Raw genomic sequence first — 13,826 nt, 5'->3', positions numbered from 1 at the left:
CACTTCGTTGCGGGATCAAATGCCCGAACCTCTTGGACCAAACCCCGAAACGCTTTGCGTGAACTCTTATTCATAAGGGGGGGAAATAATGCTGAATTTCAAAAGGATCATGGCGCTACTGACCGGAATTGCGCAAAGAATTAGCCTTTTGCTGATGGTGATATTGGCATTGGCACTTGTGGGGGCAACTCTCGCTGCCGCCCTTGGAATGCAACCCTGGCTGACCATACCGGCCCGGTTCGGCGATCTGAATGTGCCGGATCTGGGCATGTATATGCAGATCTTTCTTACCGCTCTCTGTATTTCATTGCTGTTCTTCCTGCCCGGCCATGGCCGGATGATGCAGCTGGAAAACAGCCATCGCAGGTTTCACATGACAATGCAGGATGTTGCCCGGGCCTATCGCCTTGCCCATGAAGGGGACCGCGAAAAGCTGTTCAAAACCGGTGCCGAGTTTGATGCCGTGCGTGAACGCATAGCCCATCTTCGAAACCACCCCGACCTGGCTGGATTGGAACCCGACATTCTGGAAGTCGCAGCCCAGATGAGCTACGAGAGCCGCGACTTGGCCCGCATCTACAGCAAGGATCGCGTGGAGCGTGCCCGCACCTTTCTGCGTCAACGCCATGAAGAGCTGGAGGAGTTTCGCTCCAACCTCAAACTGGCCCGCCTCTCGGTGGATGAGTTGAAGCACTGGTTGATGCAGGTCGAAGCGGATGAGCGTGTCGTTTCAAAACAGGTGGATGCGCTGGGGGCTGACCTCAATGCGCTGTTACCCAAGCTGGGTTTCGAAGTGCTGGCAACTCCGAACATGGAACGTACTGTCGTTCCCATGTCATCAAAGCCACGCCGCGATCGCAATCGCGGACCAGCTGGCCCTCGGGCGGACAACACGGCGCGAAAAGAACAGGACCTGAACGACAATAAGGAGTTGTAACGCCTGCAGAACGCCATATATCCCGTCACTATGGTGTATCTGCGTTATCTGAATTTGGCCCTTTTGGCCCTGTTTCCCCTGTCCTGGTTTGCCCCGCTCCTGCGCGCGGGCCTGAACCTTCCATTTTTTGGCACCGATGAAATCAGCGTGATTTCGGGGCTGCAGACCCTCTGGGCAAAAGATGTATTTCTGGCGCTTTTGGTCACGTTTTTCGCCATTATCGCCCCGCTTCTGAAAACACTGGGGCTTGCATTGATCCAGTTTGGACAGATGCGGCGCAAGATGCTGCCGGTTTTCAACCTGATGGGCAAGCTGGCGATGGCCGACATCTTTCTTGTGGCGCTTTATATCATCGTTGCTAAGGGCATGACCCTCACCCGGATCGAGGTGGCATGGGGGCTTTACCTGTTCAGCGCCTGTATCCTGACCTCGCTTGCTATCTCGCTTCTGACCGGGAAACGGTTCCAAACCGGAAAAAGTGCCGGGTAGGCCCGACAACACTCCCCCTTGCATGGGCCTGCCCTCTCGGGCACAAGTTCGCCATGGCAAAGAACAACAATTCCTTCAGCTGCAACGCCTGCGGAGCAGTGTTTACCAAATGGTCCGGGCGCTGCGATGGATGTGGCGAGTGGAACACGATTGTTGAGGACAAACCACTTTCGGCAGGGCCGGCTTCAAAATCCCTTGGGGCGACACGCGGGCGAGGCATTGCCTTAAGCGACCTGTCAACCGAAGAAACACCGCCGCCCCGCACCCTGTGCGGTCTGGGCGAATTGGATCGGGTGCTGGGGGGCGGGCTGGTGCCCGGCTCTGCCATTCTGGTTGGCGGGGATCCCGGCATCGGAAAATCGACGCTTCTTTTGCAGGCCGCCGCACGGTTTGCCCAGGCGGGCCTTGATACGATTTATGTTTCGGGCGAAGAGGCCTCTGCCCAGGTGCGGATGCGCGCCGAGCGGCTGGGGCTGAGACAGGCACCGGTGCGCCTGGCCGCCGAAACCAATCTCAGAAACATCCTGACAACCCTGGACGAAGAGCGCCCGCAACTGGCGATCATCGACTCGATCCAGACCATGTGGGCCGACAATGTGGACAGCGCCCCGGGCTCCGTCAGCCAGGTGCGCGCCGCGGCACATGAATTGACAACCTTTGCCAAAACCCGTGGCATCTCGGTCATTCTGGTGGGCCATGTGACCAAGGAGGGCCAGATTGCCGGCCCCCGCGTGGTGGAGCATATGGTTGATACAGTGCTTTATTTCGAAGGCGAGCGCGGCCACCAGTTCCGCATTCTGCGCGCGGTCAAGAACCGCTTTGGCCCGGCGGACGAGATTGGCGTTTTCGAAATGACCGGGGGCGGGTTGTCAGAAGTCGGCAACCCCTCGGCACTGTTTCTGTCCGACCGTGAAGATCCGGCGCCGGGCAGCGTGGTATTTGCGGGCATCGAAGGCACCCGCCCGGTGCTGGTCGAGTTTCAGGCGCTTGTCGCCCCCTCTCCTCATTCCCAGCCACGCCGCTCGGTTCTTGGATGGGACGGTGGGCGACTGGCAATGATCCTGGCGGTGCTTGAGGCCCGTTGCGGTATTCCTTTTGCCGGGCTGGACGTCTATCTGAACGTGGCCGGCGGCATGAAAATTTCCGAACCGGCCGCAGATCTGGCTGTGGCGGCGGCGCTACTGTCTGCCCGAGAGGACGCCGCTATCCCCAAAGACACTGTGGTTTTTGGCGAAATCAGTCTATCAGGGGCGTTGCGCCCGGTGGGGCAGACCGAAAACAGGTTGAAAGAAGCGTTGAAACTTGGTTTCAACGCAGCCATCACCCCCAGCCGCAGCAAAACAGGGGCTGTTGAGGGAATGCGCATACAGAAAATGGCGGATCTGACCGGATTCGTTGGTGAAGTTTTCGGGGCGGGGTAACCTCCCTCCTCGTGTAAATACGGCGAAAAACATCGGAGAGACAGATGGAAGCCTTTACTCTTGTTGACGGGATCGTTGCGGCGGTCATCCTTGTCTCGGCCATTTTGGCCTATTCACGCGGATTTGTGCGCGAAGGCATGTCGATCCTTGGCTGGATCGCTGCGGCCATTCTGGCCTATATCTTTGCGCCAAAGGCTGTGCCACTGATCAAAGAGGTTCCGGTGCTGCGCGATTTCATCGCTGACAGCTGTGAGCTGAGCATGATCGCAGCATTTGCCGGTGTCTTTGCGCTGGCGCTGGTTGTGGTGTCGATCTTTACGCCGCTGTTCTCCTCCGCCGTGCAACGCTCTGCGCTGGGCGGGCTGGATCAGGCGCTTGGCTTCATCTTTGGCGTCGCCCGCGGGTTGCTGTTGGTGGCCATTGCGCTGGTGGTTTACGACCGGGTTGTGACCACGGACACGATCAAGATGGTGGATGACTCGCGCACGGCCAAAATTTTCGCCCGCACCCAGGACAAGATCAACGAACAGATCCCCGAAGATGCGCCCGGCTGGATCGTGGGGCGGTACGAGGCCCTGGTGGGCAGCTGCACCTCCGGGGAAAAACCATAGGAATTGTCAACAAAACGCGCCTTTCGGCGCGTTTTTCTTTACATAAACAACGCCCCGGCCCTTCGGCCTCCCTCTCATGTTAAGAAATCGCCTCCTGAATATGATAGTTTCGTGACAGGACGCTTTTCACCCACTATGAGGAAGCCAACGCCACGGAATCGGAGACTGAGATGTCCAAACCGCCCGCCGCCTGCCCTTCCAAGGATCAGATGAAGCCGTTTCTTGCCCATCCGTTTGATGATGAGAAACTAAAGGAAGAATGCGGCGTCTTTGGCGTCATTGGTTTGCAGGACGCGTCCAATTTCGTCGCCCTTGGCCTGCACGCTCTGCAGCACCGTGGACAGGAGGCTGGCGGCATTGTCTGTCATGACCCGGAAGAAGGGTTCAACTCGGCCCGTCGTTTCGGCTATGTCCGGGACAATTTCACCAAAGAAAGCGTGATGAAACACCTGCCCGGTCCGATTGCGATCGGTCATGTGCGCTATTCCACCGCCGGCTCCAAAGGGGCGGTGATCCGCGATGTTCAGCCCTTCTTTGGCGAGTTTTCCATGGGCGGCGCCGCCATTGCCCATAATGGCAACATCACCAATGCCCACGCGCTGCGCCGCGAGCTGATCGACCGCGGGTCGATTTTCCAAAGCTCCTCGGACAGTGAATGCATCATCCACCTGATGGCCCGTTCGCTGCAACGCAATATCTCCGAACGGCTTGAGGACGCACTGCGCCGGGTTGAGGGCGCGTTTTCGGTGGTCGCCATGACCCGCACCAAGCTGATTGGGGTGCGTGATCCGCATGGGGTGCGCCCGCTTGTGCTGGGCCGCTTGGGCGACGGATGGGTCCTGTCGTCTGAAAGCTGTGCACTGGACATTATCGGCGCGGAACTGGTGCGTGAAATCGAACCGGGTGAAATGGTGGTGATCTCGGATGGTGAGGTGGAAAGCCGGTTCCCCTTCCGACCGCAGCCATCAAAATTCTGCATCTTCGAACATGTCTATTTCTCGCGCCCCGACTCGATCATCGGAGGGCGCTCGGTCTATGAAACCCGCCGTCAGATCGGTGTGGAACTGGCCCGCGAAGCCGCAGTGGACGCAGATCTGGTCTGCCCGGTGCCGGACAGCGGCGTGCCATCTGCGATTGGCTATAGCCAGGAAAGCGGCATCCCTTACGCAATGGGCATTATCCGCAACCAATATATGGGCCGCACCTTTATCGAGCCCACCGATGCGATCCGTAACATGGGGGTCCGCCTCAAACTCAACGTCAACCGTGCGCTGATCAAGGGCAAACGGGTGATCCTGGTCGATGACAGCGTTGTGCGCGGGACCACAACCCGCAAGATCAAGGACATGTTCCTGGATGCAGGCGCCAAGGAAGTGCATTTCCGCATTGCCTCTCCGCCCACTGCCTGGCCCTGCTTCTATGGGGTCGATACGCCGGAACGCGAGAAACTTCTTGCCGCGACAATGAGCGAAGAGGAAATGTGTGAACACCTCAAGGTCAACAGCCTGAAATTCATCTCTCTCGATGGGCTTTACCGCGCGGTGGGAGAGGCCGACGGTCGCAAGAAAAGCTGCCCGCAATATTGCGACGCCTGCTTCTCTGGCGAATATCCGGTCACGCCTTCGGACAAGATTGAACAGGGGTTCAAAATGGCGGCGGCGGAGTGATCTTTGTTTTGGCGGCGAAAAGATAGCTCCAGCGAACCCGACCACACGGCAGATCCAAGATTGCAATTTCTGACCGATGGCACGTCAAAATGTGCTTGCTGTGGTCGGTTAAACGCCTCCTTGCTCAGTTTGGCAGCTGTAGGACCAAGCTTTTTAGGGCCCGTAACAGAATACAGTGAGAATTCCTCTCTGCTTCTGGACGATGACGATATCTTAACTGAGGATTTCTGCCGCCACGGTCCACATCGATTCATAAGATCAACGATTGAGTTCCCAATTCAGGGTTCCGATGAAGTCTTTCTGTTCGGGTGTTGGGGGTCACTGAGCCAAACCAACTTTGATCGCTACGTCGAATTGTTTGATGAAAGACGCACATATGAAATGGGGTCTGCGGACAGTTGGCTTTGTAATGCGATCCCTGCCACAGAAGACAAACATGCGTTGTGCCGAATGGAATTTCAGGAACATGCTCAGCGTCCAAAACTTTTCGTTACCGATGAAGAGCACCCGCTTTTTACGATCCAGAAATTGGGATTGGATGTAGATACACTTCTGGATTGGTTAGAAAGCTATGGGCATCGCCCTTTTGAGCGAAACAAGCTACACTGATTGCCCAATGACCAAGCTACGCTTTCGCCCGCATCATTTCCTCTGCTCCCTTGGCTTTCAGGGCAAGGGCTATTCGGATGGGTTCACCGCCAATATGGACGCGATCGTCAATGGGCGCCTGCGGGCAGACGGCGGTGATCAGGTCGAGATTGAAGTGATCCGACACACAGATGACATTTGTGGCCCCTGCCCCAAACGCATCGACACCAAATGCCAAAACCAGGAGGGGATCGAGGCGCTGGACCGCCAGCATCTGGCCGCGCTGGATCTGCGCTATGGCCAGACCCTGACCTGGGGCGAGGCCGAGGCAACCATCCACCGCAAGGTCCGCCCACGCGACCTGAACACGATCTGCGCGGGGTGCCAATGGCTCAGCTACGGTCTGTGTGAAACCGCGCTTCGCGATCTGCATGACCGGTTGGATCTGGAAGATGACGGGGTGCGTCCGCTGGCCCCCTCGAGTCAGAAGGCGACGCAGGAGCGGGCGAAATGACACAGGCCCAATGAGACAAGATCGTGTTGGCCCCCTCGACATTCCAGAACCTGAACGCTACAGGTCAACCATGACTGAGACCAAGAAAATCGCGCTGGTCACCGGCGCCTCCCGTGGGCTCGGCGCCGCCTTGGCGCTGGAGCTGTCAAAGACCCATCACGTGATGGCCGTGGGCCGCACCACAGGCGCGCTGGAAGAGCTTGACGACAGGATCCAGGCGGCAGGCGGCAGTGCCACGCTGGCACCGCTGGATGTGACCGACAAGGGCGCGATGGCCCATCTGTGCCGGTCGATCCATGACCGCTGGGGCAAAGTGGACACCTGGGCGCATACCGCAATCTATGGCCCGGCCCTGATGCCAACCACTGATCTTGATGACAAGGGGTGGAACCGGGCGTGGCAAACCAATGTCGAGGCCACGCGGATCCTGATCCATATGGTTAACCCGCTGCTGACGGATGAAAGCACCGCATTGTTTTTCCACGACGATCACGCGGGAGAGAGCTTTTTTGCAGGCTACGGCGCCACCAAGGCCGCACAGATGGCAATGGTGAACAGCTGGGCGTCTGAGACCTCTCGGCTTGGCCCGAACGTGGTGGTGGCAAAGCCGCAACCACTGGCCACAACAATGCGCACCCGGTTTTACCCGGGCGAAGATCGCAACGCCCTGGCACATGTCGAGGATGAAAGCCGCCGCATTCTTGCCGAGGTGGGGCTGGCCTAACCGGTTCCCGACCTGAGTCCCGAAAAGCACATATCGCCGCGCAAATTCTGAAAACAATTGCCGCTTTTCCCTGCCTGCCCTAATGAGGGGCAGGCATTGTTTTTATGACTGAACGGCAAATCGGGGACAAACATGCGCATTCTCATCACCAATGACGACGGCATCAACGCGCCCGGTCTGAAAGTGGCCGAAGCCATTGCAAAAGAGATTGCCGGCCCCGATGGCGAGGTCTGGATCGTGGCCCCTGCCTTTGAGCAATCCGGGGTTGGCCACTGCATCTCATACACCCACCCGTTCATGGTGGCCCAGCACGGGCCCCGGCGCTTTGCCGCAGAAGGCAGCCCCGCCGATTGCGTTCTGGCCGCCCTGCACCACGTCCTGCCCGAGCGCCCTGATCTGGTGATTTCCGGGGTAAACCGGGGCAATAATTCTGCCGAAAACGCCCTTTACTCGGGCACATTGGGCGCAGCGATGGAAGCGGCCCTTCAGGGCCTGCCGGCAATTGCGCTCAGCCAGTATATGGGGGCGGGCACCAAGGGGTTGGACAGCGTATTCGATGCCGCCAGCGCCCATGGCGCAGAGATTGTGCGCAAGCTGTTGCAAGATGGCCCCTGGGATGCGCAGGAAAACTACAAGATCTTCTACAACGTGAATTTCCCCCCGGTGAGCGCCGCGAACGTTCTGGGGGTGAAAGCCGCGCCGCAGGGCTGGCGTCACGACGCCATGTTCTCAGCCGAACCGCATCAAAGCCCGTCCGGTCGACAGTTCCTCTGGATCAAGGGCGGCCCGCAGGCCACCCCGTCCGACCCCGAGATGGATGTGACGGAAAACCTCGCAGGCTATGTTTCGGTCACGCCGATGCGCGCTGACCTGACCGCACATGACCATTTGTCCCGGGTAAAGGACCTGTTTTCATGACCTCCCCCGGCAATGGCATGGATGCAGAGCGCAAGATGCAGTTTCTTTTCGCGTTGCGCACAAAGGGTGTGACGGATCCCCGCGTCCTGACAGCGATGGAAGAAATTGACCGTGGCCCCTTTGTGCGCGGTATTTTCACCGAACGCGCCTATGAAGACATGCCGTTGCCAATTGCCTGCGGACAGACAATTTCACAGCCGTCAGTGGTGGGGTTGATGACGCAGGCCGCCCGGATCACCCCGCGCGACAAGGTGCTCGAAATTGGCACCGGATCCGGTTACCAGGCCGCCATCCTGTCGCGTCTCGCCCGCCGGGTCTATACGATCGACCGGCACAGACGTCTGGTGCAGGAGGCCCGGCAGATCTTTGAAGCACAGGACCTGCACAATATCACCGCCATTACCGGGGATGGGTCCCGCGGCCTGCCGGACCAGGCGCCTTTTGACCGCATCATTGTCACGGCCGCGGCGGAAGACCCGCCCAGCCCCCTCTTGGCGCAGCTGGCAATCGGCGGTATCATGATTGTGCCGGTGGGACAGTCGGACACGGTCCAGAGCCTGATCAAGGTGACACGCCTTGAGGATGGGTTTGACTATGACGAACTGTTGCCGGTGCGTTTCGTGCCCCTGTTGGAAGGGTTGGGGCAGGAATAGCGAGCCCCCGGGAAAAACGGGGCCGCAAAGCAAACACTCCCGTGGCAAAACCCCGGCAGAGGGTACGCCACTCGCCCTCTGGGCACATAAACAGGTCCAAACGGGCCGATGATTGAGGACAAGAGCAATGAAACGACGCCCCATGAGGATCATGCGCGGCCTTCCGATTGTTGGCATGGTTGCCGTAACAACTGCCTGCACCGACGGGTTCGACTTTGACCTGCGCCCAGCCCATAACAGCCTGTCAACCGCTGCAGCCGCCCAGAATGCCAGGACCGCCCCACGCCCTGAACCCGACGCGCGCGGCGTGATCGCCTATCCGACCTATCAGGTGGCGCTTGCACGCCGGGGGGACACGGTGACCGACGTGGCCAAACGGATCGGGCTCCCGGCGGACGAACTGGCCCGCTACAATGGGATCGACGCAAACACCCCCCTGAACCGGGACGAGCTTCTGGCCCTGCCCCGTCGTGTGGCCGAGCCATCAACCGGTGTGATCCAACCCGGCGGGCAGATTGACATCCAGACATTGGCCGGAGATGCCATTGACCGCTCTCCCTCTGGCGCCAACCGTGCCGTTGCCTCCACAAGCCCGCCCGCGTCCCTCAGCGGTGAAGAGCCGCTGCGCCACCGTGTTGAGCGCGGCGAGACGGCTTATTCGATTGCACGTCTCTATCAGGTCTCCGTCCGCTCGCTTGCCGATTGGAATGGTCTTGGCGCAGATCTGGCCGTGCGCGAAGGACAGTTCCTGCTGATCCCGGTGAAAGTGCAGGCGACCGCCGCAGCCACCCAGGTCAGCAAACCCGGCCAGGGCAGCCCGACCCCCACCCCGCCGTCTGCATCGCAGCCGCTGCCGGACGAAAAGCCGTCCCAGGCGAAACCGGCCGCGACACCCCCGTCGCCGGACATGAAAGATCAACGCACAAGTGCGTCCTCCTCAAAGATGGTCCTGCCGGTTGCCGGCAAAGTGACCAGCCTGTTTGACGCGGACAAGGCGGGCTATATCCTCATCTCAGCCAAACCCGGCGACGCTGTCAAAGCGGCCTCCTCGGGCACTGTGCGCCTTGTGTCGAAAGACGTGGAAGGCGAGGAGATTGTGGTGATTGATCACGGGGATAACACCCAGACCGCCTATAGTTTCATCGAAGGCATTTCGGTTCAGAAAGGACAGAAGGTGAAACGCGGCCAGCAGATCGCAAAGGCCACGAAAAACCAGTATAACGCCATTCAGTTCCTGGTCTTTAAAGGAACGGATCCGGTCGATCCGATGCTTTACCTGAATTAACCTGCAGCCCCACAAGGCCTTGAAGAAGTAGGCGGTTTGCCCATCTCATCTTCAAGGTCCTCTGGAATGTGGGAGGCAAGAAAAAAAGAGGCGCGCTTTTGGCGGGCCTCTTTTCTTTTGTCGGGGCTTTGGGCGGAAAATGCGCGAAGACCCGAGCCTGTTTCGGGAAACGCCCGCAACATCAGTAGATTTCGAGCGTTTCGCCTCATTATTGCGTCTCAATAATAAGGCGAAACACTTTATTCGTCAGCGCGGCCTTTCCCAAGGTGCTTGCGCAGCCGGGAAGGCGTGGATTTCTTCCGGTTCTTGTAGGGGTTCTTGTCCCCTTGCCCGCGCATGGTCAGCCGGATCGGCGTGCCGGGCATGTCAAAATCCTCGCGCAACCCGTTCACCAGGTATCGGGTGTAGCTTTCAGGCAGCTTATCCGGGTGCGAGCACATCACAACAAAGGCTGGCGGGCGTGCTTTGACCTGGGTCATATAACGCAGTTTGATACGACGTCCGCCGGGGGCGGGAGGCGGGTGCGCCTCGATCATTTCCGACAGCCAGCCGTTCAGATGTGAGGTGCGGATACGGGTGTTCCAGATCGCATGCGCGCGCAGAACCGCCTCGCGCAGGCGCTCCATCCCTTTGCCGGTCTTTGCTGAAATTGTCACAAGAGGAGCACCGCGAAGCTGCGGCAACAGGCGGGCAAAAGCCTCTTTCAACTCTTTGAGTTTTTCCTGTTTTTCCGGCTCCACATCCCATTTGTTGATCGCAACAACAACCGCCCGCCCTTCGCGTTCCGCGAGGTCGGCAATGCGCAGGTCCTGCTGTTCGAACGGGATGGCCGCATCCAGCATGACCACCACCACCTCGGCGAATTTCACCGCGCGAAGCCCGTCTGAAACAGACAGTTTTTCCAGCTTTTCCTGAACCTTGGCCCGCTTTCGCATCCCGGCGGTGTCAAAGATCCGCGTGGGGGTATCGCCCCAGTTGAACCGCAGCGAAATGGAATCGCGTGTGATCCCGGCCTCGGGACCGGTGAGCAGCCGCTCCTCGCCGATGAGCTGGTTGATCAGCGTGGATTTCCCGGCATTGGGCCGGCCAATGACCGCCACTTGCAAGGGGCGTTCCACGGTGGGCTGGCGCGGACCGTCATCCTCTTCGCCATCGACAACATCCACATCGGTTTCCGGAGCTGTCTCCGCGGCGCGCTCCTCAAATTGCTTCGCAATCGGATCAAGGGCAGCCAACAGCTCCCCCATGCCTTCGCCATGCTCACCTGACATGCGGATCGGTTCACCCAGCCCCAGCGCATAGGCTTCGAGATAGCCCGCATCTGCCGCCTTCCCTTCCGCCTTGTTTGCCGCAAGGATCACATGGGCATTCTTGCGGCGCAGGATATCGGCAAACACTTCATCAGCCGGCAAAAGCCCGGCCCGCGCATCGACAATGAACAGGCAGGCATCGGCCATTTCCACGGCGCGCTCCGTCAGGCGGCGCATCCGCCCCTGAAGGCTTTCATCCGTGGCCTCTTCCAACCCCGCCGTGTCAATCACGGTAAAGCGCAGATCCCCCAGCCGCGCCTCGCCTTCACGCAGGTCGCGGGTCACACCGGGCTGGTCATCGACCAGCGCAAGGCGCTTGCCGACCAGTCGGTTGAACAGGGTAGATTTGCCCACATTCGGGCGGCCCACAATGGCGAGGGTAAAGCTCATATCGGACTCCGGGTCACATCAAGCGCCCCGCATACACGGTTTTTCACTCAGCGCAAAGCCAGAAGTTGACCATCACGCGACACGACATAGGCAACCCCGTTGACAATCGCCGGACGTGTCGCAGCCCCTGCGGGCAATGCGATGCTGCTGACCAGACTGCCATCAACCGGATCAAAGCCGCGCATCACCGCATCAGAGGAGGTCACCCAGAGCTTGCCACCTGCAAGGACCGGCCCGTAATGGGCGTAAATCGCCTTGCGTTTCTTGACTTTTTCCTTGGTGAAATAAGGCAGATCCACCGACCAGATCCGTTCGCCGCTTGTGGCATCCAGACGCACAAGTTTTGCCTCATCCGAGATCAGGAAGGCCGAACCGCCGGAAACCCAGATCGGGCTAATCGCCCCCTCGGTGGCCGTCCAAAGGCGTTTGCCAGACAGGGACAACGCAAAGCTGCGGCCAACCGGATTGCCAACATAGATCACATTGCCCTGCACGACGGGGGCTGCCGAGATATCATTGATCAGCGCATAGCCCCGCCCGGCCCGTTCGCCGGTTACCAGCGCGTCCCATGTGCGGGTTCCGCCTTTGGGAAGGGTGGCCACGATCTCTCCTGACGCGAAGGGCCAGATGACCAGGCGGTCGGTGACGGCAGGACTTGAGGTTCCGGTGATCCCGTCCGGGCTGGGGGTGCCGCTTTCACGCCACTTCACCTTGCCGGTTTTCGCCTCAACCGCCCAGGCAATGTCATCCCTTGTCGTGACGTAGACGATGCCGCCATGCACGGATGGCGCCCCGTGGGCGGGCGCTGCAAGCTCCTGCTGCCATTTCACCTCACCGGTCGCGGTATCAAGAGCGGTCAGCGTGCCAAAGCCAGACGTGACGAACAGGAGGTTCCCGGCAACAGCCAGCCCGCCTCCGGACGCATCGTCAGAACTATCCGTTGCTGGGGTCAGGTCACGGGTCCATAGCGTTTCCCCCGCGCCTGAGGTTGCGACAACCAGCGCGCGGCTGTCGAGCGTAAAGATACGCCCGTCAAGGATAACCGGTTCCGCCGTAATACGGTGTTTGCGATCATTGCCCTGGCCGATATCTGCCGCCCAGACCAATTGTGGGCTGGCGGCCAATGCGGGGTGCTGCACCTGATGGGTGACATTGCCACCAATATGCGTCCAGCTCGCATGATTGACCTGTTTGGGGAGCGCGATCGGGGCCGACACATTGTCCGGCGTCACCTCTTCCTGCTCAGTCGCAGCCGTTTCGGCGGCATCTTCCACCACCGCCACGTTGGGACTGCGCAGGGCTTCTCGCTGACCTGGCAGGATATATTCGGGTGGCGAACAGGCCGCCAACAGACCAAGGGCCACCATAATGCCGGTGCTTGTCTTCAGCTTCACCTTAACTTCCCCCGAAACACTTCTTATCATTATCAAATCAAGGCAATGCGGCTATGTTATTCGCATGCCAGCCCCGGATCAGGACGCCTCCGGCACCCCGCCCAAGGCTACAATCAACTGAGAGGCGCGCTGACGCAAGGCCCGAGATGCTTCTTCGTCGCTCAGCAATGTCTGAAGGCGGGAAATTGCAGCGTCTTTTTGCCCCTGAGCCAGTTCGACCAGCGCCATCTGCTCTTCTGCCATGACACGGAAGGGCGCCCCGGCCACCAAAAGCGGCTCCAGATGTTCTGCCGCCTGTTGCGGCTCCATGTCCGTGCCTGCCTGCATGACCAGTTTCAAAGCTGCAAGATCCCGATAGACCTTGGGCAGGGATGCATCCTGAACAAGGCGTTCCAGAGAGGTCCCCCCCTCCTCGGCATCAGCAGCCAGAAGAGACAGAACCGCCTTGGCATCCCCTTCGACTGCAACCCCTTGCAACATTTTGGCCCGCGCCGCCCGATCTTCGAGTTCTTCCGCCGCCAGAATGGCATCGCCTACAGCCTCGGCCTTGGCCTGCGCCTGCGCCTTGGACCATTCATTATAGGCCGCGCCCCCGACCAGCAGCAGAACGCCGGTCACACCAATCCAGCCATATTTCCGCATCAATGCAAACAGCTTGTCTCGGCGGACCTCTTCGGTCACCTCGTCGATGAAATTCTCGGGATTGCTCACGATATGCGTCCTTTAACTTGTCTTGCACCCTTTTGCCTCAAAGCAGGTGAATTGCCAAGGGGATCAGGCAGGTCCATTTATAGTCGGGGAAGTTGCCGTAGGGGCACCCGGCCTGACAGGCGTCATATCCCCTATTGATCTGCATTTCCACGTCATTTTGCTTGCTGAAAAGCACACGCAGAGCTTGTCCCCGGGACGCACCGCTCCTATCTTC

The 13,826-nt window shown here is 59.4% G+C and carries 14 protein-coding genes; 11 read left to right on the top strand and 3 right to left on the bottom strand.

Annotated elements, in window-relative coordinates:
• The first annotated feature begins 88 nt into the window (after positions 1 to 88).
• From XMD517_RS01850 to XMD517_RS01800, 11 genes are all read left to right on the top strand, one after another.
• On the top strand, positions 89 to 937 hold the full coding sequence (locus XMD517_RS01850) for a DNA repair protein (RefSeq protein WP_173487280.1): 849 nt from the start codon (positions 89 to 91) through the stop codon (positions 935 to 937).
• Positions 938 to 967: 30 nt separating this feature from the next.
• On the top strand, positions 968 to 1,426 hold the full coding sequence (locus XMD517_RS01845) for a paraquat-inducible protein A (RefSeq protein ID WP_173487281.1): 459 nt from the start codon (positions 968 to 970) through the stop codon (positions 1,424 to 1,426).
• A gap of 53 nt (positions 1,427 to 1,479) precedes the next feature.
• Positions 1,480 to 2,847 carry a DNA repair protein RadA gene (gene radA / locus XMD517_RS01840; protein WP_173487282.1) on the top strand — a complete coding sequence of 456 codons (1,368 nt, stop codon included), beginning with the start codon at positions 1,480 to 1,482 and terminating at the stop codon, positions 2,845 to 2,847.
• Positions 2,848 to 2,891: 44 nt separating this feature from the next.
• Positions 2,892 to 3,458 carry a CvpA family protein gene (locus tag XMD517_RS01835; RefSeq protein WP_173487283.1) on the top strand — a complete coding sequence of 189 codons (567 nt, stop codon included), beginning with the start codon at positions 2,892 to 2,894 and terminating at the stop codon, positions 3,456 to 3,458.
• Positions 3,459 to 3,628: 170 nt separating this feature from the next.
• Complete coding sequence (gene purF / locus XMD517_RS01830) at positions 3,629 to 5,125, top strand: amidophosphoribosyltransferase (RefSeq protein ID WP_254449790.1); 1,497 nt, start codon at positions 3,629 to 3,631, stop codon at positions 5,123 to 5,125.
• Positions 5,126 to 5,185: 60 nt separating this feature from the next.
• The gene (locus XMD517_RS01825; protein WP_173487284.1) at positions 5,186 to 5,734 is read left to right on the top strand and encodes a DUF2199 domain-containing protein; all 549 of its coding nucleotides are present in this window, start codon (positions 5,186 to 5,188) and stop codon (positions 5,732 to 5,734) included.
• A gap of 7 nt (positions 5,735 to 5,741) precedes the next feature.
• Positions 5,742 to 6,227 (top strand): DUF1284 domain-containing protein, encoded by a 486-nt coding sequence (locus XMD517_RS01820; protein WP_173487285.1) that lies wholly within the window; start codon positions 5,742 to 5,744, stop codon positions 6,225 to 6,227.
• 70 nt (positions 6,228 to 6,297) lie between these two features.
• On the top strand, positions 6,298 to 6,951 hold the full coding sequence (locus tag XMD517_RS01815) for an SDR family oxidoreductase (protein ID WP_173487286.1): 654 nt from the start codon (positions 6,298 to 6,300) through the stop codon (positions 6,949 to 6,951).
• A 132-nt stretch (positions 6,952 to 7,083) separates the two neighbouring features.
• A complete protein-coding gene (gene surE / locus XMD517_RS01810) occupies positions 7,084 to 7,869 on the top strand; it encodes a 5'/3'-nucleotidase SurE (RefSeq protein ID WP_173487287.1) in 786 nt (261 codons plus the stop codon).
• Complete coding sequence (locus tag XMD517_RS01805) at positions 7,866 to 8,522, top strand: protein-L-isoaspartate(D-aspartate) O-methyltransferase (protein ID WP_173487288.1); 657 nt, start codon at positions 7,866 to 7,868, stop codon at positions 8,520 to 8,522. The genes surE and XMD517_RS01805 overlap by 4 nt, the downstream gene beginning before the upstream one ends.
• 127 nt (positions 8,523 to 8,649) lie before the next feature.
• Positions 8,650 to 9,807 carry a LysM peptidoglycan-binding domain-containing protein gene (locus XMD517_RS01800; RefSeq protein ID WP_254449882.1) on the top strand — a complete coding sequence of 386 codons (1,158 nt, stop codon included), beginning with the start codon at positions 8,650 to 8,652 and terminating at the stop codon, positions 9,805 to 9,807.
• A gap of 239 nt (positions 9,808 to 10,046) precedes the next feature.
• Here XMD517_RS01800 and der read toward each other — a convergent pair whose 3' ends face one another.
• The 3 genes from der to XMD517_RS01785 form a co-directional block, all read right to left on the bottom strand.
• Positions 10,047 to 11,507, bottom strand: a complete 1,461-nt coding sequence (gene der / locus XMD517_RS01795) for a ribosome biogenesis GTPase Der (protein ID WP_173487289.1) — start codon at positions 11,505 to 11,507, stop codon at positions 10,047 to 10,049.
• Positions 11,508 to 11,554: 47 nt separating this feature from the next.
• On the bottom strand, positions 11,555 to 12,901 hold the full coding sequence (locus XMD517_RS01790; RefSeq protein WP_371734355.1) for a PQQ-binding-like beta-propeller repeat protein: 1,347 nt from the start codon (positions 12,899 to 12,901) through the stop codon (positions 11,555 to 11,557).
• Between the two features lie 78 nt (positions 12,902 to 12,979).
• Positions 12,980 to 13,612, bottom strand: a complete 633-nt coding sequence (locus XMD517_RS01785) for a hypothetical protein (protein ID WP_173487291.1) — start codon at positions 13,610 to 13,612, stop codon at positions 12,980 to 12,982.
• Positions 13,613 to 13,826: the final 214 nt, after the last annotated feature.

Origin of the sequence: Aliiroseovarius sp. xm-d-517 (genome assembly GCF_013283135.1) — a bacterium.
GTDB classification, from domain to species: domain Bacteria; phylum Pseudomonadota; class Alphaproteobacteria; order Rhodobacterales; family Rhodobacteraceae; genus Aliiroseovarius; species Aliiroseovarius crassostreae.
The sequence above is the reverse complement of the archived record's forward strand: the minus strand, read 5'-3'. Positions and strand labels throughout refer to the sequence as shown.